22 protein-coding genes, 1 pseudogene and 1 riboswitch are annotated in these 24,675 nt (G+C 63.3%); of the genes and pseudogenes, 13 read left to right on the top strand and 10 right to left on the bottom strand.

From position 1 onward, the window contains the following. Window positions 1-28 precede the first annotated feature (28 nt). Together AYM40_RS07905 and AYM40_RS07900 are read right to left on the bottom strand one after the other, a co-directional pair. Window positions 29-2,644 (bottom strand): mechanosensitive ion channel family protein, encoded by a 2,616-nt coding sequence (locus AYM40_RS07905; protein WP_063495730.1) that lies wholly within the window; start codon window positions 2,642-2,644, stop codon window positions 29-31. 149 nt (window positions 2,645-2,793) lie between these two features. Continuing rightward, window positions 2,794-3,273: a hypothetical protein gene (locus AYM40_RS07900; RefSeq protein WP_063495729.1), complete on the bottom strand. Its 480-nt coding sequence runs from the start codon at window positions 3,271-3,273 to the stop codon at window positions 2,794-2,796. A 137-nt stretch (window positions 3,274-3,410) separates the two neighbouring features. On the opposite strand from AYM40_RS07900, the gene AYM40_RS07895 reads away from it, so the two are divergent. Together AYM40_RS07895 and AYM40_RS07890 are read left to right on the top strand one after the other, a co-directional pair. Continuing rightward, complete coding sequence (locus AYM40_RS07895) at window positions 3,411-3,992, top strand: DJ-1/PfpI family protein (protein ID WP_063495728.1); 582 nt, start codon at window positions 3,411-3,413, stop codon at window positions 3,990-3,992. Between the two features lie 128 nt (window positions 3,993-4,120). Continuing rightward, window positions 4,121-4,447, top strand: a complete 327-nt coding sequence (locus AYM40_RS07890) for a hypothetical protein (RefSeq protein ID WP_063495727.1) — start codon at window positions 4,121-4,123, stop codon at window positions 4,445-4,447. Here the strand turns inward: AYM40_RS07890 and AYM40_RS07885 are convergent. Further along, window positions 4,434-6,206, bottom strand: a complete 1,773-nt coding sequence (locus tag AYM40_RS07885) for a sensor histidine kinase (protein WP_063495726.1) — start codon at window positions 6,204-6,206, stop codon at window positions 4,434-4,436. The two genes, AYM40_RS07890 and AYM40_RS07885, sit on opposite strands and share 14 nt — an antisense overlap. A gap of 209 nt (window positions 6,207-6,415) precedes the next feature. On the opposite strand from AYM40_RS07885, the pseudogene AYM40_RS07880 reads away from it, so the two are divergent. Next, window positions 6,416-6,625: pseudogene (locus tag AYM40_RS07880) on the top strand (ammonium transporter); the annotation flags it as partial. A 33-nt stretch (window positions 6,626-6,658) separates the two neighbouring features. Here AYM40_RS07880 and AYM40_RS07875 read toward each other — a convergent pair. Continuing rightward, on the bottom strand, window positions 6,659-7,006 hold the full coding sequence (locus tag AYM40_RS07875; protein ID WP_063495724.1) for a DUF190 domain-containing protein: 348 nt from the start codon (window positions 7,004-7,006) through the stop codon (window positions 6,659-6,661). 143 nt (window positions 7,007-7,149) lie between these two features. Beyond that, a riboswitch (Fluoride riboswitch) is annotated at window positions 7,150-7,221 on the top strand. Between the two features lie 81 nt (window positions 7,222-7,302). Here AYM40_RS07875 and crcB point away from each other — a divergent pair. Beyond that, on the top strand, window positions 7,303-7,683 hold the full coding sequence (gene crcB / locus AYM40_RS07870; protein ID WP_063497906.1) for a fluoride efflux transporter CrcB: 381 nt from the start codon (window positions 7,303-7,305) through the stop codon (window positions 7,681-7,683). Window positions 7,684-7,772: 89 nt separating this feature from the next. Here the strand turns inward: crcB and AYM40_RS07865 are convergent, their stop codons facing one another. Beyond that, complete coding sequence (locus AYM40_RS07865) at window positions 7,773-8,192, bottom strand: DUF1801 domain-containing protein (protein WP_063495723.1); 420 nt, start codon at window positions 8,190-8,192, stop codon at window positions 7,773-7,775. A 288-nt stretch (window positions 8,193-8,480) separates the two neighbouring features. Between AYM40_RS07865 and AYM40_RS07860 the strand changes: the two genes are divergently transcribed. From AYM40_RS07860 to AYM40_RS07840, 5 genes are all read left to right on the top strand, one after another. Then, window positions 8,481-9,548 carry an ABC transporter substrate-binding protein gene (locus AYM40_RS07860; protein ID WP_063495722.1) on the top strand — a complete coding sequence of 356 codons (1,068 nt, stop codon included), beginning with the start codon at window positions 8,481-8,483 and terminating at the stop codon, window positions 9,546-9,548. A 20-nt stretch (window positions 9,549-9,568) separates the two neighbouring features. After that, window positions 9,569-10,432: an ABC transporter permease gene (locus AYM40_RS07855; protein ID WP_063495721.1), complete on the top strand. Its 864-nt coding sequence runs from the start codon at window positions 9,569-9,571 to the stop codon at window positions 10,430-10,432. Window positions 10,433-10,474: 42 nt separating this feature from the next. Next, complete coding sequence (locus AYM40_RS07850; protein WP_063495720.1) at window positions 10,475-11,353, top strand: ABC transporter permease; 879 nt, start codon at window positions 10,475-10,477, stop codon at window positions 11,351-11,353. Between the two features lie 64 nt (window positions 11,354-11,417). After that, entirely contained in the window at window positions 11,418-12,284 is an 867-nt protein-coding gene (locus AYM40_RS07845) for an ABC transporter ATP-binding protein (protein ID WP_063497905.1), read from the top strand. A 58-nt stretch (window positions 12,285-12,342) separates the two neighbouring features. Then, window positions 12,343-13,290: a TauD/TfdA dioxygenase family protein gene (locus AYM40_RS07840; protein ID WP_063495719.1), complete on the top strand. Its 948-nt coding sequence runs from the start codon at window positions 12,343-12,345 to the stop codon at window positions 13,288-13,290. 143 nt (window positions 13,291-13,433) lie between these two features. Here AYM40_RS07840 and AYM40_RS07835 read toward each other — a convergent pair whose 3' ends face one another. Then, a complete protein-coding gene (locus tag AYM40_RS07835) occupies window positions 13,434-14,795 on the bottom strand; it encodes an LLM class flavin-dependent oxidoreductase (protein WP_063495718.1) in 1,362 nt (453 codons plus the stop codon). A gap of 141 nt (window positions 14,796-14,936) precedes the next feature. On the opposite strand from AYM40_RS07835, the gene AYM40_RS40085 reads away from it, so the two are divergent. From AYM40_RS40085 to AYM40_RS07825, 3 genes are all read left to right on the top strand, one after another. Further along, on the top strand, window positions 14,937-15,095 hold the full coding sequence (locus AYM40_RS40085; RefSeq protein WP_148662136.1) for a HEAT repeat domain-containing protein: 159 nt from the start codon (window positions 14,937-14,939) through the stop codon (window positions 15,093-15,095). A gap of 269 nt (window positions 15,096-15,364) precedes the next feature. Continuing rightward, window positions 15,365-16,732: a GGDEF domain-containing protein gene (locus AYM40_RS07830; protein ID WP_063495717.1), complete on the top strand. Its 1,368-nt coding sequence runs from the start codon at window positions 15,365-15,367 to the stop codon at window positions 16,730-16,732. 129 nt (window positions 16,733-16,861) lie between these two features. Continuing rightward, entirely contained in the window at window positions 16,862-18,037 is a 1,176-nt protein-coding gene (locus AYM40_RS07825; RefSeq protein WP_063495716.1) for a patatin-like phospholipase family protein, read from the top strand. A gap of 74 nt (window positions 18,038-18,111) precedes the next feature. Here AYM40_RS07825 and AYM40_RS07820 read toward each other — a convergent pair whose 3' ends face one another. The 3 genes from AYM40_RS07820 to AYM40_RS07810 form a co-directional block, all read right to left on the bottom strand. Beyond that, on the bottom strand, window positions 18,112-19,866 hold the full coding sequence (locus AYM40_RS07820; RefSeq protein WP_063495715.1) for a tetratricopeptide repeat protein: 1,755 nt from the start codon (window positions 19,864-19,866) through the stop codon (window positions 18,112-18,114). A 77-nt stretch (window positions 19,867-19,943) separates the two neighbouring features. Beyond that, entirely contained in the window at window positions 19,944-20,681 is a 738-nt protein-coding gene (locus tag AYM40_RS07815) for a BON domain-containing protein (protein WP_063495714.1), read from the bottom strand. A gap of 82 nt (window positions 20,682-20,763) precedes the next feature. Further along, a complete protein-coding gene (locus AYM40_RS07810) occupies window positions 20,764-21,249 on the bottom strand; it encodes an aminoacyl-tRNA deacylase (protein ID WP_063495713.1) in 486 nt (161 codons plus the stop codon). Between the two features lie 219 nt (window positions 21,250-21,468). Between AYM40_RS07810 and fusA the strand changes: the two genes are divergently transcribed. Then, on the top strand, window positions 21,469-23,520 hold the full coding sequence (gene fusA / locus AYM40_RS07805) for an elongation factor G (protein WP_063495712.1): 2,052 nt from the start codon (window positions 21,469-21,471) through the stop codon (window positions 23,518-23,520). 24 nt (window positions 23,521-23,544) lie between these two features. Here the strand turns inward: fusA and AYM40_RS07800 are convergent, their stop codons facing one another. Further along, the gene (locus tag AYM40_RS07800; protein ID WP_063495711.1) at window positions 23,545-24,672 is read right to left on the bottom strand and encodes a dihydrolipoamide acetyltransferase family protein; all 1,128 of its coding nucleotides are present in this window, start codon (window positions 24,670-24,672) and stop codon (window positions 23,545-23,547) included. Window positions 24,673-24,675: the final 3 nt, after the last annotated feature.

Raw genomic sequence — 24,675 nt, 5'->3', positions numbered from 1 at the left:
AGGTCCGCTCACCCGGCTTGTAGCGCAATCAGCTTTTGCCACCCGCTTCGCCCGCCGTCGGAATCTGTGGCGGAATCGGCGCGGTCTGCCCGGTTGGCGGCGGCGCCGGACGCGGTTCGTGCGACACATCGCGTGCCATCGCCACCGCAGCGTGCGCGGACCGCGCCGAGGCGCCCGTCTCGGCAGCACGCGCGTGCCCATGCCCATGCGGACCGGTCTCGCGCAGCTCATCGTCCTGCAAAGGCTGTCCTTCGCTATCCTTCGACGACGTGTACACACGCATCTGCGGCACCGGAATCTCGATGCCGGCTTCGTCCATCTTGCGTTTGAGCCGCAAATTGAAGGCGCGCGCCACGCTCCATTGCTGCAACGGCCGCGTCTTGATCTGCCCTTTCACGACCATCCAGTTCGGATCGAAACGGTCGAGCCCCCACACCTCGATCGGCCCGAGCATTTCGCGCCGATAGCGGAAGTCGGCCATCAGATCGGCGCCGACTTCCCGAATCAGCTGGGTGATCTGATCGACGTCGGTCGAGAACGACATCCGCACTTCGAACACCGCGTAGGCGAAGTCGCGCGACAGGTTCTTGACGATCTTGATCTGCGAGAACGGGATCGCGTGAATCGCGCCTTGCCCATCGCGCAAACGGACGGTGCGGATCGACAGATGCTCGACGGTGCCCGCATGCCCACCGTCCACGTCGATCCAGTCGCCAACTGAAATCGTGTCTTCGATGATGATGAACAGGCCCGTGATCAGGTCGGTCACGAGCGACTGCGCGCCGAAGCCGATCGCGAGGCCGATCACGCCGGCGCCGGCCAAGAGCGGCGTCACATTGATGCCGAGGTTTGCCGCGGTGACGATGCCGGCAATCGTCATGATCGACACCAGCAGCACGTTGCGCAGCAGCGGCAGCATGGTGCGCGCCCGCATGCTCGGATTGCGCGACTTGTTGCGCGGCCCCCCCGGATTGAGGGCTTCGGTAATCGCGGTGTCGACCAGAATCCACAGCAGCCACGAAATGAACACCGTCGCGATGATCGCGGTCACTGCGTGCGCAATCCCGCGCGCCGCCACGTTTTCCTCCACGACCGCCGCGAGCGACACCCCCCACAAACGCGCCGCCAGTTCGAAGAAGAACAGCCAGATGAACAACGTCAGCAGCGTGCCGCAAAAGCGCAGCAAGCGCGACAGATAGGGCGAGCGGCGCCGCGAGCGCGCGCTGCGCGGGCGCGTCATGCGCAGCACGATGGCCGACAGAAAGAAGGCGAACACCAGCAGCAGCGCGGTCACCACCGAAATCTGCAGCACGTTTTCGCTAGAACCCGAGCCGCCGAGCGTGGCCACCACCGACGCCCCGGCGAGCACCAGCACCGGCACGTGCCAGAGCGAGGCGAGCACGTCGAACGCGTCGGTCGCGGCCCTGTGATCGTGGCGCTGCTCGTAAGGCCGGTTGCGAATCAGATGCGCGACGGGCCGGCGGAACGCCAGCGCGAAATAGCCGGTGAGCACGGCGGCCGTCATGTTGGCGGCCGTCGAAATCAGCGCGGCGAGATTCGACCCCATCTGATGCGCGACGTCATAGTTGACGGCCGCATCGCCGAGCGCAGCGCATATGCCCACCACGAACAGCACGCGCCGCGCGTAATCGATCAGCAGGCGCACCGCCACCCGCCGATGCCCTGAGCCAAACAGCGAAAACATAATCAGACAGATCGCCGAAAACACCGCACCCGCGACGATCGCGTAGGCGACCACGAGGCCGAGCGTGCGGCCGAGCGCGTCGGGCATTGCGCGCACGAACAGCACCGCCGCGAGAAAGGCGATGATCCACGGGCCGACGCGGCGCAGCGCGAAGATCAGCAGTTCGCGCGTGGTGGGATTCGGGTTGAGCCCCATGAGGATACCGAAGCGCCGGTACAGCCGGTGTTGCACATAGATCAGCGCGCCGGCGCACGCGCCCCAGCCGGCCAGCATGGCAATCATCGAAAAGACGATGCGCGCGAACTTCTCTTGCCCCTGACCCGAAATGATCGTGTAGAGCTCGTTGCCGGCCGCGTTGAAGCGTCCGGCCCAATAGCGCATGGGCGTGCGGCCCTGATGCACGCCGGATTCGAACGACGCGATGCCCGATGCGATCGCCCCGAGCAAGCCGGGACTCGGCTGCGCGGCTGCGGGCGGCGCGACGTTTTGCGAGACCTCGCGCAGCTTTTTGAGTTGGACGACGAGCGCGGTGCGCTGCCGGTCGTTGTCGAGCGTGGCGATCACGCTGTCGAGCGAGCGCGCCAGTTCCGCCTGGCTCGCGGGCGACGGGGCGGAGGCCGCTTCCGCGGCCGAGGCGCCCGAGGCGGCAGACGCAGGCGTTGCCGTGGCACTATTGATCAGGCTCTGCAAGGCCGGAATGACTGGCGTGCCCGTGCCGGCGGCCTGGGCACTCGCGGGCATCCATCCAATGCCCAGAATCAGCGCGAGGCAGGCCGTGGCCACCCACGCGCCAAGCCACGCCGCGACGTGAGCGCGCATGCCGCGTCGAGCGTTGCATCCGACATGACTGGAAGAAAAATGAAAGCTTGCGTGAGTCGCCGGTTGCCCGCCGTTAGACGGCGCGGCCCCTGGCTCACGCCGCATTGGGCATGACTGCATGGCGATCCGTAAGAAAACGGGAGACGCCAGTGTAGCCGCAGTTCTACCGCCTGCGACCGAACATGCGTAACCGATTGTTAGGACGCTTGCGCGAATTCATCGATTGGCGAGCCGGCCTCGTCACCCGAGCGGCCGCAGGGGCCACCACCTCACTTGTCCATCTGCTTTTGCGCGTCGCCGGAATCGCTGGACGCCGACGCGGAAGCCGACCCGCCAGCCGACGAGGCCGAACTCTGCGCCGACCACTCCTGCAGCTTGCGCCCGGCCGTCTCGAGGCCCTGACCAGTCAGCGCCGCCGCCTTGCCGAGTTGCGCATTCGTGGCGCTCGCCGCGCCTTGCAGGTTGGCTTGCGCGGTCGATGCCAGCGCGGCGGGATCGATCTTGATCGACGGTGCGGAGGCAGCGGATTCCAGATTCCGCTGCGCGGCGTCTTTGGTCGCATCGACCTGCTGGTCAACGTAACTGGCCGCCTGATCGAGCTTCTGACCGGCGGCTTGCGCTGCATCGTTGAGCTTGCCGGCGACCTGCCCTGCCGATGCATCATTCTTCTGACAAGCCGCGAGGCCGCCGAACACGAGGGCGACAACCGCGACGCGGCGCAACAACGGTGAACGTATAGATAAAGTCATGTCTGGGTGTGAGCCGCACCGAGCGGCTTCCGCATGCGAAAACGCGCCCATGATACGCCGTCGCGGTTCTGTCAAACGCGTTGGAGTAGACTCCCGGAGCGTTTCGTTGTGTTCCGTTGATCAATTGGAGGCATGCGATGGCAGCAAAGAAGATTCTGTTCCTGACCGGCGACTTCGCCGAGGATTACGAAACGATGGTGCCGTTTCAGGCACTGCAGGCGGTTGGCCATATGGTCGACGCGGTCTGTCCGAACAAGAAAGCGGGCGAGAAGATCAAGACCGCGATCCATGATTTCGAAGGCGACCAGACCTACACCGAAAAGCCGGGCCACCAATTCACGCTCAACGCAAGCTTCGACGACGCCGATTCCCGTCAATACGACGCGTTGGCGATCGCAGGCGGCCGCGCGCCGGAGTATCTGCGGCTCAATCACAAGGTGATCGAACTCGTGCGGCAGTTCGCCGAAGCGGGCAAGCCGATCGCCGCGATCTGCCACGCCGCGCAACTGCTGGCTGCCGCCGACGTGATTCGCGGCAAACGCATTTCCGCCTACCCGGCCTGCGCGCCCGAAGTGAAGCTGGCCGGCGGCGAGTATGCCGACATTCCAGTCGACGCGGCGATCACCGACGCCAATTTCGTCACCGCCCCCGCATGGCCGGCTCACCCCGAGTGGCTGCGTCAATTCCTCGTGTTGCTCGGCACGCGAATCGAACTCTGATCCCAAGGCGAGCGCCTTGCCTTCGCGGCAATACGCGCTCGCCAAAACACATTCGCATTTGAGACTAGTCCGATAGTTCACAGCGCAAGGCTTTCCTATAGTCGCCGGTTGACTTGGGAGCCTTTTCGATGGAACTGACTGATTGGATCGTCATTCTCGCCGTCACGCTGATGGCAATTGTTTTTTTCTGCGCCCGCACGCCGACCGGCTGGTCGAGAGAAAACCGCGCGCGACGCCTGGCCGGCGCGCGCATGCTGGCGCAAGCGGCGTGCTCGTTGTGGGCGGCGCTGTTGATCGTCGCGCGCGGGCTGTTCGTGCTGGACGGCCTGCCCGGCTTGCACCCGGCGCCGCTCGAGGCGCTGACCGGCGTTGCGGTCCTGCTCGCCTGCGGCTGCTACTGGTCGATTCGCGGCAGCAAACTGCTCAAGCCGCGCCGGCTCTTTACCGCGTATTGATGCCGGGCGCGGCATCGGCGGCATCGGCAGCATTGGCGGCATGCGCCGCCGCACCGCCGTTCAGGTCAGGGCCATCACGATCACCAGGGGCCGCGCGCACTTCGCGCGCGCCACGAACCGCCGGAACACCATCAGCCGGCATGACATGCGTTTCGACAGCCCGTTGCGCCGTCCGCGCCTCCGCTTCGGGCAGTGACAGATAAAACGTCGTGCCCAAACCCTCTTTCGACTCTGCCCACACGCGCCCGCCGTGCCGCTCCACCACGCGCCGCACAAGCGCAAGGCCGATACCCTCCCCCGCCACCACATTGCCATGCAGCCGCTGGAACGCGTTGAAAAGCCGCGGCAGCGCGACCGCCGGAATGCCCAGGCCATTGTCCCGCACGTAGAAAATCCGTAGCGAATGCACGCCCGGCGGCGCCGGTGTCGTCCCAATTTCGATCTGGCCTTCGCGCGCCGGGTCCAGATAATTGACGGCATTGCCGATCAGGTTCGCGAACACCTGCTCAAGCGCGGTCGGGTCGCCCCACACCGCCGGCAATTCGTCGACGATCACATGTGCCCGGCGCGCCCGGATCGACCCTTGCATGGCATCGACCACGCGCGGCACGATATCGCGCACCTCGACCTTTTGCCGCCGGTACTCGACACGGCCGACGCGCGACAGCCGCAATAACGCGTCGATGATATGAGACGCCCGCAGCACGGCCGTCTGCAGGAAGTGCAGCGCCTCGCCGATATCCTCGTCCACCACCCGTTCGATGCGTTGCCGCGGTTCCGCCGCGAGCGAAGACTGGCGCAGCACTGCGCGCAATTCGTCGCAGGCGCGGGTCAGTTCTTTCGAGAAGCCTTGCAGATTCACCAACGGCGCACGCAGGTCGTGCGACACGCTGTAGATAAACATTTCGTTTTCCTGGGTCTGTTGCCGCAAGGTCTCGTTGATGCGCGCCAGCTCACCGGTGCGACGCGCGAGATCGGACTGGAAGCGCGCCTGGATGCGCTCAGCTTCGAGCAGGCGCCGGCTCGTTTCATGCAAGGTCAGATCGAGCCGGGCGATTTCGTCGCCGCCCGGGCCGATCGGCGCCAGCGGCTCGTTGCCCGCGAGGCGCCCGGCGTTATCGGACAGCAGCGCGAGCCGGCCGCGCACGCCGCGCGTGTACAACCAGACGGCCAGCGCAACGAACAGCAGGGAGCCGAACACCGCCGCGACGACCAGCGTCTGTTGCTGTTCACGCGCGGCGTCGGCAGCATTCGAGCGCAACGTGTCGAGGCGCCGCTCTTCGGTCTGAAACGCCGTCACCTGCTGACGGAAGCGATCGAGCACGTCGGCCTGGGCCAGTTCGCGGAAGCGATCGAGCAGATCGCGCCGCCGCCCCGAATGCAGCATGTCCTGAACGCGGTCCGACCATTGGCGATACCCCTGCACCGCCTCGCGCACCTGCGCCACGCGCTCGACTTGCGCCGGGTTGTCGGCAACCAGCTCGGCCAGTTGATCGATGCGACGGTCGACGTCCATCCACAATGTGACCGGCGTCGTAAAGCGGGTATCGTTGGCGAGCACCGCGCCACGCAGCGCCACGGACTCACCCAGCACCGGATCGAGAATCGCGGTGGTCTCGCGCAGCACGTCTTCGCTATGGATGGCCCACCGCTCGGCTTGCGCCGCGTCGGACTGCGCTTTGACCAGGCCGGACAGCAGCGCCAGTTCGAAGAGGGCCGGAATTGCGATCAGCAACAGGCCTTTGGTGGTCAGTCTCATGCGTACGCATTGGAGGTCGATGGCCGGCAGATCGTGCACGGGGACGGCACATTATGTCGGCGTTTGCGCAGGAAGACAAAGACGAAGCGCCGCGGACCGCGCATCTGCCGTCAAATTCGGAGCCGCGCACAACGAATGCGCATATAACGTCAGGCTTTTGAATTAAACGTAAACAAAAGCGAATATTTTGCCTATGGCTGGGCGGCGCCATGGTGCTGGCCATGCGTGCGGGATTCGGGTTTCTCGAACTCGGCACGGTACGCAAAAAGAATCAGGTCAATGCGCTGGTCAAAATTCTGCTGGACTTCTCGGTCTCGACGATCGCGTATTTCTTCATCGGCTACACGATTGCCTATGGCATGCAATTCTTCGGCAGCGCCGAGTCGCTGGCCGCGCACAACGGCGACGCTGCAGCGCGAACGCGTCGGCTGAAGGATTAGCCGAAAACAGGGTTAGCGGCGCGCCGGATGTTTCGCGTCCCCGTGCTCGCCGATCAGGCCGAATTCGATCGGGCAACGCGTGTAGAACACTGGGACGCTGCCCGCGCGCACCGCCTCGAGCAAGGCTTCCGCCTCCCCTTCAGTGACCGCGAAAATCACCTGCTGCGGTTGATCCGCCAGCTCGAAGAAGCGCGCTGCATGCCGCGCGCCCGCGTGGCCGACCCCTTCGGCCGCCGCCACGACAGTCGCGCCATGGATGCCGACGAGCTTCGCGATCGACAGCAAACATTCCACGACCGTTTGATGGCCGTGGCGCCGGTTCTTCTCGGTATAGAACGTAAGCTGGCAGCCCTTCGTCATGTCGGCCTCCCGCGCGGTTGCAATAAACCCACGGCAAACGCTCGCAGGCCCTCTGTTTATTCTAGATCACGCCCCAAGCCATGCCGCCCGCACGCGCGCCGCAACTGCGCTCACCTGGCCCCAATGCCCCGCCGATGCTAGACTTGCGCGCTGGGGATGGCATTCTCCACATGCTCCATTCGCCGCCCTTGATGGCTGGTGATGCCTGCTTCGCCCGGACAACTGCGGACGCGGCATCGCGCCTCCCGCTTGAGCCCGGTTTGTCGACCTTTTTGGCTACGCCAGAGTACTTTTGCATGTATCTGTCCATTCTCGCGGTCGGCATTGGCGGCGCACTCGGTTCGCTGTTCCGCTGGTTTCTCGGTATCCGTCTGAACGGCCTGTTCACGGGTCTGCCGCTCGGCACCTTCGCCGCTAACGTGATCGCCGGCTACGTGATCGGCGTCGCGGTCGCGGGGTTCGCGCGGGCGCCGCAGATCGCACCCGAATGGCGGCTCTTCGTTATCACGGGTTTGATGGGCGGCCTGTCGACGTTCTCGACGTTCTCGGCGGAAGTCGTGCAGCGCTTGCAGGACGGCCGGCTCGGCTGGGCGGCAGGCGAGATCGTCATTCACGTGACGGCTTCGCTCGTGATGACTATCCTCGGCATCGCAACTGTTTCGTTGCTGTCGCGCTGAAAAACGCTCGATCGCTGGATGCATCGAGGCGATACCAGGCAATATCTCGACGCGAAAATGCGCGAGCAAAAAACGATAGCGCTACAGCTTCACGTCTCTTTCCTACTAGGCACTTTCGCTCGGGCACTCGCCGGCGCGTTCTTCTTCAACTTGGTCTGATTGTGTTCGATAGCGGCACGGACGAGATTCTTTAGCGCACGCTCATTAATCTTATCGCTCTCGAAAAAATCGATCGCCCGTCTCGCGTTGCCTTCGAGACCCGCGTTGAAGAGCCTGTCGGGATCCGGGAGATTCGCCCCGTGGGCGAAGGTCAGCTTCACCTTCCCTTTGTGGGCGTTGGCGACCGCAATCATTCCGTCGCGAGACCACACCGGGCTTCCCATCCACTTCCATTCCTCGATGATCTCCGGGTCGGCCTCAAGGATGGCCTTGCGGATGCTGGCGAACGTTTTGCCACGCCAGTCTGTGATGCCTGCGATCAGTTGGTCAATGCTTTCCGATGGATTCATTGGATCCTTATGCCTCGAATTCCGGTCCCGTTTCAAGCGACCATTAACAATGTGGCGGCGACATTATTGTATAGCGGCTGCGTACGAGAAAGATCGCGCTAACCGTTACCCCGCCGAACCTGCATGTCGAACGCCATAGCAAGCCAGGCAGCAGGTTCGAACTCCTGCAGATTTTCTTATCAGCAATGATTGGTTGGATTCGAGCGCTTGCGAATCTAACGTGTAGTGCCAGCTATTGGTCTACCTGAGCATTTGCACCCCATTCCTTCCCTCGACTGGTATTGCCGCATGCGCTATTTTCGTCTGCTGAAATCTTTCGTCGCCGTGGCGGCCCTGTCGTTCGCCGCGGTTCACGCGTATGCCGATAAGCCCGCGGTGATTCGCATCGGCGTCGCACAACAAGGTACCGGCGATCCCCCTTCTTTCGGCGGGTCGCCTGCGGCTACCGTGCAATTGCAGCAGTCGCTGGAAAAGGAATTCGCCGCCGACGGCATCAAGGTCGAATGGCTGTTCTTCAAAGGCGCCGGCCCCGCGGTCAACGAAGCGATCGCCGACAACGCGCTCGACTTCGCCTTTCAGGGCGATCTGCCCGCTGTACTGGCCCGCGCCAATGGCCTGAAGACTCATCTTCTACTCGCCTCGGGCGTGCGCACCGGCATCAAGGTTGCCGTCCCTCCGGATTCGGACGTGCGTTCGATCAAAGACCTCAAAGGCCGTCGCGTATCCATCTTTCGCGGCACCAATCTGCAACTGGTCGCCGACAACGCGCTTGCCGCCAATCAGCTCGACGAGCGCGATCTGCGCGTGATCAATCTCGACACCGCCAGCTCGCTCGCCGCACTGGCGTCCAAGGGGATCGACGCATCGGTCAACGATTACCACGTGTACAAGCTGCGCGACCAGGGGCTGGCGAAAGTCGTCTACGAATCGCAGAACGATGGGCCGCAATTCACCCGTCAATCGCATCTGCTGGTACTCGACGATTTCGACCACGCGCATCCGGATATCGTGCAACGCGTCGTCAACGTGTTCGTCCAGGGCTCGCAATGGTCGTCGGATGAAGCGAACCGCGATGCGCTCTTCAAGCTGTGGGCTAAAAGCGGCGTGCCCTATTCCTCGTGGCAGGCCGAGTTCGCGAATCAAAGTCTGAAGGACCGCAATTCGCCGTTAATCGACCCGTTCATCGTCGCGCGCTATAAAGCGGTCGCGGCGGACGCACTGAAACTCAAACTGATCCGTCAGCCGGTCCAGGTCGACGGCTGGTTCGAAACGAAGTATCTCGACAACGCGCTGCGCGCCCAGAAACTCGACCACTACTGGACGCGCTACGACGCCGCCGGCAAACCGCTCAGCTAGCTAACACAGGAGCGATCACGATGAGCGAATCCGTACTCCCGGCCGAGAGCGAAAGGCTCGGCCACGCTGCCGCGGCGCCTGAGGTCCGAGCGACGCCGCTCTATCGCAATGCGCGATTGCGCGCGCTCGCCTGGCACCTCGCGCCGTGGGTATTGCCCGCTGTCCTGCTCGCCATATGGGCAACGGGTTGCGAGCGCGGCTGGATCGCGCCGCAGATCCTGCCACCGCCCGAGCGCGTGTTCGACACCTTCGTCGAACTGGCGAAAAGCGGCGATCTCGCCAGCAACACGCTGATCAGTTTGCAACGCGTGCTGCTCGGCTTCGCTGCGGGCACCTTGCTCGGTTTTGTGCTCGGCGCCACGCTCGGTCTGTCGCGCACCTTCGAAGCCTACGTGTTGCCGAGCTTCAATGCGCTCGTGCAGATTCCGGTACTCGGTTGGCTGCCGTTTCTGCTGCTGCTCGTAGGCGTTGGGGAGCCGCTCAAATACATCCTGATCGCGCATGCCGCGCTTGTTCCGGTCACGTTGAGCACGCTGCAAGGATTCAGGCAAACGCCCGCTTCGCTCGATGAAGTCGCGCGCGTATTCGAATACAACGGCTGGCAGCGGATCGTCTACCTCGTGCTGCCCGCTGCGGTGCCGACGCTCGCCACCGGCGTGCGGCTCGCGTTCACCAAAGCCTGGCTTGCGCTAGTGGTTGTCGAACTGGTGGCGTCGTCCGAAGGGCTCGGCTATCTGATCGTCTACGGCCGGCAACTGTTTCAGCTCGACCTGGTGATGGCATCGGTGGTCGTTGTCGGCGCCATCGGTTACGCGATCAATCGTTCACTCGACGCACTCGAAGCGCGTTTGCGGCGCGGTCAACCGTCGGCATTTCGCGAGTGATCTCGCCAACGCGTGCTACGCACCGCCCAGGAGGAATCTACGATGAGTCTTGCCCTTTTCAAGCGCTCCGCCGGATCGAAACAGTCGGCCGATGCATCCTGCGACTGCAACGTGCCCGCCGCCTTCCGCCGCGCGGCGCAACCGCGCCGGCCGCTGCTCGCACGCATCGACTGGCGCGGTGCCGTATTACCCGCCGTCGCCATTGCGATCTGGTGGGCCGCCTCGGAGGCGCACGTCGTCAAAAGCGGCTTGCTGGTCAGTCCTGAACAGGTTTTCGCCACGGCGTGTCAACAGATCGTCAGCGGCGCGCTACTGAAGGCACTCTCCGCTTCGCTCGCGCGCGAAGCGAGCGGTTTCGTGATCGGCACGCTAGGCGGCCTGCTGCTCGGCAGCGTGCTCGGCTTTTCGCGGCTCGCCACGCGCATGATCGGCCCAGGCTTCGACACGTTCAAGCAGATCTCGCTGTTCGCATGGATCCCGTTGATCTCGGTGTGGTTCGGTCTCGGCGATGCGGCAAAAATCGTATTCCTCTCGCTCGCGGCGTTGCTGCCGGTTGCCGCGCACACGTGTGACGGCATTCACGCCGTGCCGCGCGCCTATATCGAAGTCGCGCGCACTTTTCGCTATTCGCGCTGGCAATTGATCCGTGCCGTCGTTCTGCCGGCCGCGCTGCCGTCGATTTTCACCGGCATCTATCTCGCGCTGATCTATTCGTGGCTAGCCACGCTCGGCGCGGAATATCTGCTGGTGGCGGGCAGCGGGATCGGCAATACGCTGATCGACGGCAGCGAGCAGTTCCGCATGGATCTGGTGCTGTTCGGCGTAATCGTGGTCGGTGTCACTGGCTGGGCGTTGAACGCGCTGGCGCGCGCGGTGGAACGAGCGATCTTTGCGCGCCGTTCGCAGGTGGCCGCACGATAAACACGCACCCGATATTCATCGGCTGCGCTCTGAATTTGCACTGAATACAGATCAAGATCCGCTCATGACTTCTTCCACGCTTTCCGAAAGCATCGACATTCTTCACGTCAGCAAGCGCTATGCGCAGCAAGACGGTGCGTCGCTCGCGGTACTCGACGACATCAGCCTGCGGGTGCGTCCCGGCGAATTCGTCAGCGTGCTCGGATCCAGCGGTTGCGGCAAGTCGACCTTGCTGCGGCTGATCGCGGGACTGGATACCGATTACACCGGCGATATCGTCGTCGCCGGAGAAAAGGTGCGCGATACGTCGCTCGAACGTGGGATCGTCTTTCAGGACCACCGCCTGTTTCCGTGGCTGACGGCATCGCAAAACATTCTCGCCGCGTTGCGCAATGCGCCACTTTCGGCGCGCGAAAAGCGCGATGCGGTCGCACAGCACATCGAACTCGTCGGCCTGAACGGTTTTGAACATGCCTATCCGCACCACCTGTCGGGTGGCATGGCGCAGCGCGTGGCGATCGCGCGCGGTCTCGTGAACCGCCCGCGCGTGCTCCTGCTCGACGAACCGTTCGGTGCGCTCGATGCGCTCACGCGTGGCCGCTTGCAAAACGAATTGCAACGCATCTGGGAACACGAACGCATCACGATGATTCTCGTCACGCACGACGTCGACGAAGCGCTTTACCTGGGCGACCGTGTCGTCACGATGGCGCCGCGACCGGGCCGCATCAAACGGATCGTCGATGTCGCCTTGCCGCGTCCACGCGAGCGCAACGATCCCCGTTTCATTCGTTTGCGCGATGAAGTGCTGGCCGATTTCGCCGAGCACGACGGCGAGCGCCGCGACCCTCGCAAAGACGATGCGCCACACGGCGGCACGCGCATTCCAGTGGCGAGTCCGCCGATCACAGAATGGCGGCTTGCGTGGTGACGCGCACGGCATCCCTCATGCGCACCAAACCTTCAGTTCTCTTCGTCAGGAGCCTCTCATGAGTGCAGCAGCTTTACAGGAAATACAGTCCATTCAGGTCACCCCACTTTCCGCGCACATCGGCGCTGAAATTCAGGGTGTGGACCTCACGCAAAAGCTGGACGCACGCCAGATCGCAGACATTCGTGCGGCGCTTCTCAAGTGGCGCGTCGTGTTCTTTCGCGAGCAGTTCCTGACGCATGAGCAGCACGTCGCTTTCTCGGCGCAGTTCGGTGAGCTGACCGTGGGACATCCGGTATTCGGCCACGTCGACGGTCATCCGGAGATCTATTCGATTTCGAAGTACCGCAAGGCGACGCGTTTCGAGGGGCAGGCGCTGTTACGACCGTGGACCGGCTGGCACACGGACGTGACGGCCGCAGTCAATCCGCCTTGGGGGTCGATCCTGCGCGGGGTGACGATTCCGCCTTACGGTGGCGACACGCAGTGGACCAGCCTCGTGGCCGCCTATCAGAAGCTTTCGGCGCCGTTGCGCGCGTTCGCCGACGGCCTGCGCGGGCTTCATCGCTTTACGCCACCTGCCGGCGCAAGTGGAACGGAAGCATTCGTTAAAGCCGTCGAGCAACGTACTCTCGTCACCGAACATCCGCTTGTCAGAGTTCATCCGGAAACGGGCGAGCGGGCACTCTATGTCAGCCCGAGCTTCCTGAAGTCGATTGTCGGCGTGACGCCACGCGAAAGTCAGGTACTGCTCGAACTGCTCTGGGAACATGTCACGCGGCCCGAGTTCACGGTGCGTTTCAAATGGGAGGCCGGCAGCGTCGCCTTCTGGGACAACCGCGCGACAGCTCACCTCGCGCCCACGGATATTTTCGATCTCGACTTCGACCGGCAACTGTATCGCACGACGCTTGTCGGTGACGTGCCCGTTGGCCCGGACGGTGCGTCATCAGTGGCGATCGAAGGCTCGCCGGTGAGCGCCGCCGCGGCAGTCGCGTTGAACTGAGTGACACGCCATGCCGCCTCGAACTGCTCCGCGCTCAGTTCGAGCGCAGGCGCACGCGTCGCGCCAGCGGCGTTGAAAATTGCCACTTCGAGCGTGCCGGTGTGGGTGCGGCACGCTCGCGTGGCGGCAGTAGACGCATGCGCCTATCGTTTCAGCGTAGGCGACGACCGCGCATAGCGGTTTTCAGGCCGCCGCAAACCCAGATTCTCGCGCAACGTGCGTCCTTCATAGTCCTCGCGGAACAACCCGCGTCGCCGCAGTTCAGGCACGACCAGCTCGACGAAATCGGTGAGACCGTCGGGCAGTACCGGTGGCATCACGTTGAAACCGTCCGCGCCATGATTGACGAATCGCTCTTCGAGTTGATCGACGATCTGGGCCGCGGTACCGACGAGTTGCCAATGACCGCGCGCACCCGCGACCCGCAAATAGAGCTGGCGGATCGTGAGGTTTTCGCGGCGGGCCAGTTCAAGCGTCAACGCCTGCCGGCTCTTGCTCGCATTTGTTTCGGGCAGTTCCGGGATTGGGCCGTCGAGCGGATAGTCTGATAGATCGAACCCGCCGGTCAGCCCGGATACCAGCGCTAGTCCGACCTTCGGATCGACAAGCGACTGCAAGTGCTCGAACTTCTCTCTAGCTTCGCTTTCGGTACGGCCGACAATCGGAAACACGCCCGGCATGATCTTCAGATCGTCCGGATGACGGCCATAGCGCTGCATGCGGCCCTTTACGTCCGCGTAGAAATCCACCGCGTCCTGCAGCGTTTGCTGTGCCGTGAAAATCACCTCGGCTGTCCTCGCGGCAAGGTCCCGGCCAGCTTCCGACGACCCGGCCTGCACGACGACCGGATGGCCCTGCGGAGAACGGGCAACGTTTAGCGGCCCCTTGACCTGAAAGAAACGTCCCTTGTGATCCAGCACGTGCCGTTTGACCGGGTCGAAGAAACGCCCTTCGGCCTTGTCGCGAACGAACGCGTCGTCTTCCCAGCTGTCCCACAGGCCCCCGGTGATTTCCGCGAACTCGGCAGCACGCGAATAGCGCTCGGCGTGATCGAAATGCCGGTCGCGGTTGAAGTTCTTCGCTTCATGCTCGCTTGACGAGGTGACCAGATTCCAACCCGCACGTCCCGCGCTAATGTGATCGAGCGACGCGAACTTGCGGGCAATGTGATAAGGCTCGTTGAAGCTCGTCGAGGCCGTGCCCACCAGACCGATACGTTCAGTCACTGCGGCGAGCGCCGAAAGCAACGTGATCGGCTCGAACTGCGCGACGTAGCTGTGCGCCGTGCGACTGAGAAAGTCGACGTTATCGCCGCGGGTACCCACGCCGTCGGCGAGAAAGATCAGATCGAACTTCGCAGCCTCGGCCGCTTGCGCGAGCTGTACGTAATGACGGAAATTAACGCCGGCGTCCGCCTGTGCCTCGGGATACCGCCACGCCGCAATGTGGTGCCCGGAAGGGTAAAGAAAGGCGCCGAGGCGCAGGTGCCCGCTACGTTTGCTCATGGAAGTTCGCGAAGGAGAATTGACGGGTAGATCCCGCACTGCGCCGATCGGCCCGATGAACGGTCGGGCGTGCCAGATGCCAAACGGGTCGACGTTAGCGCGCCGCGGAGCACGCGGCAACCAAGCAAACCTCATAACCTTATGAGCGAGGACAGGCCCGCAGTGCGCCGCACCGCGCTCCTTGCGCTCGCCGACCTCGAAGACGAAGCCATGCTCGGACCGATTGTCGCCGCCATGCGCACCGACACATCATGGGACGTTCGTGCTCAAGCCGCCGCGCCACCGGCGACACGCGGGTGACCTGCAAACGCGATATGTAACATCCAGGCGGCGAGCTTTCACCGACCATACGGTCGAGCACTATCGCGAACGGTGATCACGCAATCATCGGAGAAAATTTGTAGGACAATATGTTCCGACCGGCTGCAACGCTCCATCGCGCTTTGCCGGAAAAGCATCAATGTGGTGCGTAGCAAACTCCGCGATGTATCGTCCGGCGAGGCATACACTGTGTGCCGTTGGCGATACCGACACGCCGGGACGACCGAACACCAACCGAACGGGTCAGAATGAACAGCTTGCTTATAGGGCCGACGACACGCAAACAGGTCGTTTTTGCTGGGTCATGTGCGTTGTTCATTCTGCTCACGTTGTTGATCGCGGGTCCGCGCGCGCACCAGGCGTTGCCGGCCATCACGCCCTTCATGCCGATGTGTGCGCTCACGGTGTTCACCACGTCGTGCATCGCCGCGTTCCTTCTCGGCGCCCGCTTTACCGTAACGCCACAACCGATACTCGGCGCGCTCGGCGGTGCGTACGCATTCACGGCAATTACCGTCGCTTTGCAACTGCTGATGTTCCCGGGTGTTTTTACGCGCACCGGCCTGTTAGGCGCCGAGCCTGACAGTGCGGCGTGGATGTGGGTTTTCTGGCATGCGGGATTTCCGCTGCTCGTCATTCTGGCGGCGCTCATACGCGACCGCTTCCCGAGCAAGCCAATCGCGCTGCCCTATATCGATCGCTGGACGTGGGCGTTTATCGGTATTCCAACTGCGCTTGCTGCAGCGCTTGGCGTCCTCGCCATTCATGCGAATCTGTCGATGCCTTTTCAAACGGCGCCCGAGACGAACCCGCTTTCGGGCAGCCGAACCGGACTCGCCATCTGCTTGTTCGACCTGCTCGCGATCGTCGTAGTCCTGTTCAAAGGGCGCCTGCGGACCGTGCTCGATCTCTGGGTCACCATTGCCCTGCTGGCCTCCTTTGCGGACGCCAGCCTGAATCTATTGAGCATGGCCCAGTTCACCCTTGGCTGGTACGTCGCACGGGTCTTCAGCATGCTGGCGCCCGGCGTCCTGGTATGCGTGCTGGTCTGGGAAGTGACCGTGCTCTACCGCGAGTTGTCCGAGGCGCACGCTTCCCTGCTGCATACGTCCGCACACGACGCCCTGACGCGCGTTTACAACCGTAGCTACTTTAACGACCAGTTTCACAGGGAATTCGATCGGGCGAGGCGCACCGGCCAGCCGCTCTCGCTCGTCATGGTCGATGTCGACAATTTCAAAGATTACAACGACGCCTTCGGCCATCTTCGGGGCGATGGCTGCCTTAGCGCCATTGCGAAAGCGCTCGCAGGAACAGCACGTCGGTCAAGCGATTTCGTCGCCCATTATGGCGGCGAGGAGTTCGCGCTGGTGTTACCCGACACGGGACTGGAAGAAGCATCGGTCATTGCCGAGCAGGCCCGGCTCGCGGTCATGGATCTGGGCATGACGGGGCCAATACCTGGCGGTCAGGTCACCATCAGTGCCGGGTGCGCAACGAACGAGCAGAACACGCCCGGCACGCCCAACGCGCTCGTTCAGGCGGCTGATGCCGCGCTCTACGACGCGAAACGTGCTGGACGCAATCGGGTTCAGTCGGTCGCGCCCCAACGGTAAGCGGCCTCCTCCTCATGCGATGCGTTCGCTTGTGGCCGCGCCTCTGAGCGCAGAATCGGTTTTCGTGCCAGTTCGCCCCCACCCGTGGCAAAATCACCGGCACCGCGGCATTCGTCCGGGAGACCTGCTATGGGTAAGAAGACGCACGGCGAGCATAAGGCCAACGCGGCCAACGCGGCCGGCCGGTCAGAGGCCGCACCGGACATTCCCGGACAGATTGTCCTTGTGTTTCAGGGAGGCGGTGCCCTCGGAGCGTACCAGGCTGGTGTCTATCAGGCGATGCATGACCGCAAGGTCGACCCCGACTGGGTGATCGGCACGTCGATCGGTGCGATAAACGGCGCGATCATCGCTGGCAATCCGCCGGAGAACCGCATTGCGCGATTAACCCAGTTCTGGAACGGCGTGGCGCGTCGTGGCGTCGATGCGGCCAGCTGGTTGTTGCCGGGGCTTGCAAACTGGTCGCGCGACCTGGCGATCGTCACACACGGCGTGCCGTCGTTCTTCACCCCACAGCTGGGGTCATGGGCGAATATTCAGGCGCGCGTCGGCTCGGAGCGGGCGGCATTCTATTCAACGGAGCCCCTGCGTGACACCCTGTCTTCACTGATCGATTTCGATTACCTGAACCGCAAGGCGACGCGATTGACGGTTGGCACGGTCAACGTCCGCAGCGGGCGTATGCGCTATTTCACCAATCGCGACGCGCCAATGGATGTCGAGCACGTGATGGCATCCGCCGCTTTTCCGCCCGGCTTCCCTTCGGTGCGACTGGAAGGCGAATCGTACTGGGACGGCGGCATCTACTCGAATACGCCGCTCGAAGCCGTGCTCGATGATCGGCCGCGATGCAGCTCGGTGATTTTTTCGGTGCAGTTGTGGCCATCAAGCGGGCCGGAACCCGAATCCATCTTGCAGGTCATGAGCCGGCAGCGCGACATTCAGTATTCAAGCCGTGCGGAAAGCCATCTCGATCGACAGAAGCAGATTCACCGGCTGCGTCACGTGATTCGCGAACTCAGCCAGCACATTCCGGAAGAAAAGCGCGCTACGCCGGAGGTTCAGGCGCTCCTCGGCTGGGGCTGTGGCACGACGATGCAAGTATTGGAACTCGACGCGCCGGCATTCGATAACGACGATTTGAACAGGGATATCGATTTTTCGTCGCATGGCATCGAGCGGCGCTGGGCCGTAGGGTATGAAGACACGATCCGCTTACTGGAGCGTGCACCCTGGCGCGAAACACTGGACCCTATGGAGGGCATCTCAGTCTTTCGAATGTCCTCCGTGGATAGCCAAAAGTAACTCGCGATCGGGCTCGCCGATGCGGTGCTCGTCGTCATGCACGCACCGATCGCGCTTGTTGTCGTGGGAGCGATCTAAGGCGCGTCCGTTGTGTCGGAAAGGCGGGCTGCTTCACGCCGGATCGCCTCGGCCTCAAGCGGTCGTTGAGTCTGGCTCAACAGTGCGCTCAGGTTGCCAAGTGTCCGCGCTTCATCCTGGCGGTATGCCGCCGGGGTCTCTCGCGACAGAGTCCGGTAAAGATCCAGCGCGTTCCGGTAAGCGTCTTCAGCCTCGCGTGGGCGCCCGCTGTGACTGAAGAGGACACCGAGATTGTTCAACGTCCGCGCTTCGTCCGGCTGGTAGACAGTCGGGGTTTCCCCCGCGAGCACACGATAGATCTGCAAGGCCTGCCGATAGGCTTGCTGCGCCTGCTCCGGCCGTTGCGTGGCGCGATAGAGCGCGCCAAGATTGGTCAGCGTGCGCGCCACATCGGCCCGATAGAGCGCTGGACTCTCCCGGGCAAGCTGCTGCCGGATCGTTAGCGCTTCCTTGTAAGCGTGCTCTGCTTCGCGGAGTTGCTGCATCGCGCTATAAAGATTCCCGAGATTGTTGAGCGTACGAGCAAGCGCCGGGCGGTAGGCTGCGGGATTGCTTCGCACGAGCGCCCGCTGGATGTGCAGCGCCTCGCGATACGCCTGCTCCGCATCGCTCTCCCGTTGAGTGGCGCCGTACAGAATGCCGAGGTCGTTGAGCGTCGTCGCCATATCGGGTTTGTAGGTCGCGGGGGCGCGATAGGCCGACGCACGATCGACGTCCAGCGCTTCGCGATAAGCATCCGCCGCTTCTTTCAGGCGCTGTGTATCGCGGTATAGGACGCCGAGGTTGTCGAATGTTTCTGCCACAGCGGGCCCGTAAGCCACCGGGTTCTGTTTCGCCAGTGCCCAATAGCTCTCCAGCGCCCGCAGATAGGCGGCCTCCGCTTCCCTGGGCCGTTGCAGCCCAACGTACAGGTTGCCAAGCTTGTCGAGCGTGCGCGCAATCTCGGGCTGGTAGGCGGCAGGCTTCTGCTGCGCAAGCAGCTGATAGCGCGACAACAGCGTGCGGTAAATCGGTTCCGCACGCTCAAATTCGCGTTGCTCCTGCAAAGTGTCGGCAAGCGCGGTCGCCATCCTGCTATCTTCCGGTTGCAACGCGCAGGCCTTTTCCAGATACGGCAGCGCATGCTGCGGCGCGAAGCGCAGCAATTCGATCTCGCCGGCCGCATACCAACGCGCCGCGAAAACCTGCGGGGTTTCCTGCGGAGTTTCCTGTTGCTCGGCAAGCAGCTGGGCCAGCAACTGTGACGCGCCGTCCAGATCAAAGCGCTCGAGCGCTTCGTCGATCTGCAATTCAAGAGGATCAGGACTCCGTGCGATCGAGGACCTGCGCAGCAGATCCTCGTAACGTGTGGCCCATTGCCGGGCTTCGGACGCGAGCGCTGCGTCGGGCTGCGCCCTGATTTGCTCGGCAAGGCGCTCGACTAGCGGCTCGACATTGGCGAACGCGGTATCCGTCTTGCCCCCAACGCGGTCCAATTCCGCATGTATCGCGCCCAGTATCACGTTGGTTGCGCTCGCGAGCGAGACGATCTGGGCTTCGGAAAGTTTGGCGCGGTTCACCACCCGGTTCAACCGAATGGTCAGACGATTGAGGGGCCGACCGGGAAGTCCGCAATCCGTCTGTACTTTGAGGCCGTGTCTGACATCGACCTCGGAGAACGCCGGAGCGCACGAACTCGCCGCGTCCGCAGCGAGGCATCCCACGGACAACACAACCATCGCCACGCCCGACGAAATCTTGCGCGTACTCATTTCCCGTCACGCCCGCCGTTCCATGGAAAGCAGTAACGTCCGGCAATGCAACTTGCTTCCACCTGCCCGCAGTCAGATCAGGCCCCCACCTGGATGCGGTTGACGACGCCATCGATAGCATCCATACACCAGGCGTCCTGTTCCGCCAGGCGTCTTTCCGCCTCCGTCGCCACCCAGCCTGCCAGCGTGATCCGGTGATTTTCCACATTGATGGTGATCTGCTCGGCGCGCACACGCCGATCTGTTTCGAGCACCAGGTGCAAAGCCTCGGAAATCTCTTCGTCGCCATCTGCTTCGGCGGGCACCAGCTCCAGCAGGTTCACCACGTCGCGGCAGCCACCGACCCACCAGGCAGTCACACTCGCGAGGCGCCTATGGGACAGGCTGCCCACCTGCCCCGTCAAGGTCACGACGCCGTCCTCGACCGTCACTTCGACGACGCCGCTGCCGTCGTTGCCCGCCTCGTCCATGGTGCCGTGCAGCACTTCCAGCTGGCCCTTGACGCGCGCACAGATCACGCAGTTGCGAAACTCCACCGTCTGCGCAAGCCGTTCGCAAAGATGCGTGCGTAACTCGCCATCACCGACCGGCGGGTTGGCGGTAACCCGCAGTTGGTCGACCAGACGCGTTCCGTCGCAGTGCATCTGGGTCAACTGAAGAAGGCGTTTCTTGGATGCGATATCCGGCACCTCGCCGGTCACGGTCAAGGCGCCACCGTCCAGGCTCATATGAATGGGATGATGGTGGAGCTTCAGGTGGGATTCGCGTTCGAAGGCCGCCATCACCTGCTTCAGGACCGTCTCGCTGCGTTGCATGATGTGCCTCGCGCAAAGGTTGGGTGGCGCAGTGCCCCTTATGCCGCACTGCGCAAGCCTTGCTGCACCCGACGGGCGCCAGTCAGCTCGGCGTGCCCGCCATGCGGCGGGCGAAGCGTGTCCGCTCGGCGCGGTCCATCAGATCAAGGAATTGATCGGTGTTCATGTGAATCAGCGCTTCGTGATCGCCGGCCTCGAAATAGACGTCCGGCTGACGGGCGAGGCTCTCGTCAAGATAGGTATACATGCCATAGGCCGTACACACGGGCGGAAGCGCTCCCACGTCGCAATCCTTGAACAGCTCCCGCAGATCGACCTCTTTGGCCAGCAGGAGGTGGCGCCCGGTCTGTGCCCAAAGCTCGGACAGCCGCACGGCGTAGGTCGATGGCAGCACCGCCGCCACATAGCCGTGTTCGTCTTCGAAAAGCACGGTTTTGGCGAGGCGATCGCCGGGAATATGCGCTGCCGCCGCGGTTTCGATGCTGGAATGGCTGTGCGGATGATGCACGATTTCGTACTGGGAGCCCTTGCTGCGCAGGCACTCCTCAAGAGTGGCAGACATTGACATGACGCACCTCCTCCAGAAGGAAGGAAACGGGAAACGGTTGCTCAAGATTCCTTAAGGATAGGTCGATTTGGTTTGCGTGTGCTAGCACGCAAACAACACATGCAGACGGCAGCGCCGTGACTGTGCCGGCGCGACGACGAAGGGAACGATCACCCGTATGGCACACGGGTCCATTTTCGCCAATAATGGCCCCACCTCCACTACCGGACGAGGGCGGCCATGTATTACAGCCCCGACGCCATCCGCACCATTGCCCTCGTCGGGCATGCCGGATGCGGCAAGACATCGCTTGTCGAAGCCCTGCTGCATCAGGGCGGCGCGTTACACGCGCCCGGCAGCGTCGAGCGTGGCAACACGGTCTGCGATTTCGACCCGCTCGAGCGCAAATATCACCACTCGCTGAGCTCCGCCGTCACCCACCTGCACTACCGCGATACCCGCATTTATCTGCTGGATACACCCGGCTACCCGGATTTTTCCGGCTTGTCGATCAGTGCCCTGGCAGCTGTGGAGACTGCCGCCATTGTCATCAATGCACAGACCGGTATCGAAATGACCACCCGGCGCATGATGGCGTGGGCGGAGAAACGCAAGCTCTGCAGAATGATCGTCGTGAACGGCATCGATGGCGAAAAGGTCGATCTTCCGGGGCTTCTGACGCAAATCCAGGAGGCCTTCGGCAAGGAATGCCTGCCTATCAACCTGCCGGCGCAAAGCGGCCGCCAGGTGGTGGATTGTTTTTTCAACCCTGCCGGCGACGCCGACTTTCTGTCTGTTGCCGCCGCGCACAATGCGCTAGTCGATCAAGTGGTCGAGATCGATCCCGCCTTGATGGAGCTCTACCTGGAACAGGGCGAGGCCATCAGCCCGGAGCAGTTGCACGAGCCCTTCGAACGGGCGCTGCGCGAAAGTCATCTGGTGCCGGTCTGCTTCACGTCGGCGGCCAACGGCGCCGGCATCGCGGAATTGCTCGACGTGTTCGTCCGGCTCCTGCCCAATCCCATGGAAGGCAACCCGCCCCTCTTCTACCGCGATGCCGGCGGCCGCCAGCAAGTCATGCGCGCCGAACCGGTCGCCGACAAGCATGTATTGGCCCATGCCTTCAAGATCGTCATGGACCCTTACATCGGCAAAATGGCGGTGTTTCGCATCCATCAGGGCACGATCAGGCGCGACAGTCAGCTGTATATCGGTGACGGGCGCCAGCCGTTCCGGGTCGCCCATCTGATGATGCTGCAGGGCAAAGAGCACATGGACGTCCCACAGGCCGGCCCAGGCGATATCTGCGCCACGGCCAAGGTCGACGAGATCGGCTTCGATGCCGTGCTGCACGACGCCCCCGAGGACGGCGACATCCACCTGACCCCGCTCGACTTCCCCACATCCATCTATGGCCTGGCCATCGAACCTGCGCGCCCGGGCAACGAGCAGCGCCTCTGGGAGGTTCTGCAAAAGCTGAGCGCGGAAGACCCTTGCCTGCGCATCGAACACCCGGTCAGCACCAACGAGACGGTGGTGCGAGGTCTGGGCGAGTTGCACCTGCGCGTCATGCTGGAGCGGCTATCCGAACAGTACAAGCTCGAGGTCGTGACCCGGCCGCCGAAGATCGCCTATCGGGAAACCATCGGCGGCAAGGCCGAGGGGCATTGCCGTCACAAGAAGCAAACCGGCGGTGCCGGACAATTCGGCGAAGTGATGCTGCGGGTGGAGCCACTGCCGCGCGGCACGGGCTTCGAGTTCGTCGACGCCGTCAAGGGCGGCGCCATTCCCGGCCAGTTCATTCCCGCCGTGGAGAAAGGCATTCTGCAGGTCATCGACAGCGGACCGCTTGCCGGCTTCCCGATGCAGGACGTGCGCGTCACCGTGTTCGACGGCAAGAGCCATCCCGTCGACTCGAAGGAGGTGGCATTCGTCTCCGCCGGGCGCAAGGCTTTCATCGATGCGGTGCTGAAAGCCCAGCCCATTCTGCTCGAGCCCATCGTGGACATCGAGGTGATGACGCCGGAAGCCGCGATGGGCGACATCATCGGCGACCTGTCCGCCAAGCGCGGCCAGGTGCATGGCACACGCACGGCCGCCGGCAACGCCGTGGTCGTTGCGGGGCAGGTGCCGCTGTCCGAACTCAACGACTATCAGTCGCGTCTGAACGCCATCGCCGGCGGCCACGGCAACTACAGCATCCAGCTCAGCCACTACGATCCGGTGTCCCCCGCGCAGCAGGAGCGGATGGCGTCGCAGCACAAAAAACAGGGCGACAGCGCGGCGCCATGAGTGGCCTGCCGGATACGCGCACCGCTATCGTGCCGTCTGCAGATCCGCCATCGTCGCGGCCAGAAAACGCGCCGCCTCACCGCCCGTGACGACCCGATGGTCGAATGTCAGACTGAGCGGCAAGATCCGATGCACGGCGGGCACGCCGGCTACCGCCACGACCTGCTCGTGAATGCGCCCGGCCCCGAGAATCGCGACCGTGGGCGGCACAACGATGGGCGCCGCATATTTACCGGCGATCATGCCGAAATTCGACAGTGTGATCGTATTGCCGCGCAGTTCTTCCGGCGGAATCTTGCGCGCCCGGATGTCGGCACGCATACGGTCCAGCCCGCCACGCAGATCGGCCGGGTCGCGCAACGCGACGTTGCGCAACACCGGGACGAAGAGGCCATCCGGCAGATCGACGGCGATGCCAAGATCGATTTTCTCCAGCACGTGGCGCCGTCCCGTGTGTCCGTCGAACCATGCGTTGAGCCCCGGTTCGGCGCGGCATCCCGCCACCAGCGCGCGGATCAGCCGGATCGTGACATCGGAATCGGGCGGCCACGCATGAATGTCGGCATCGTCGATGACGGTGGCCGCCGCCACTTCGCTCTGCGCGCGCGCCATGTTCTGCGCCATCGCGCGCCGCACGCCGCGCAGCACTTCGGGCGGCCCGAGCTCGGCGAGGACTTTCGCGACACGCTGCACGTCTGCCGCCGTGATGACACCCTCTGGCCCCGATGGCGTCACCAACGCCAGATCGACATCCAGCTTGCGCGCGAGCGCCCGCGCCGCCGGGATTGCCTTGATCACGCCAGCGCCAGCGCCAGCACCCGCGCCCATGCCGCTGCCAGGCGCCGCCGGTGCTTCCCGCACAACGTGCTGGCCGACCTCCATATGGCCGACCACGGTGCCGGCATCGGCTTCGTCGCCCCCTCCTTCGAATGCGGCGAGCGGTGCCCCCAGATGCACGACGTCGCCCGGCTGGCCGAACAGCTTCGCGATGCGGCCGGACTGAGGCGATGGAATCTCGACGATCGCTTTCGCCGTTTCAACCGATAGCAGCGGTTGATCCGCGCGAATCTCGTCGCCGCTCCTGACGTGCCACTCGACGATCTCCGCTTCCTGCAAGCCTTCGCCGAGATCGGGCAGTTTGAAGACTTTCATGGC

This window comes from Paraburkholderia phytofirmans OLGA172, assembly GCF_001634365.1.
Lineage (GTDB): Bacteria > Pseudomonadota > Gammaproteobacteria > Burkholderiales > Burkholderiaceae > Paraburkholderia.
Note: the sequence above shows the minus strand (reverse complement) of the source record. Positions and strands in the feature narration are given on the sequence as shown.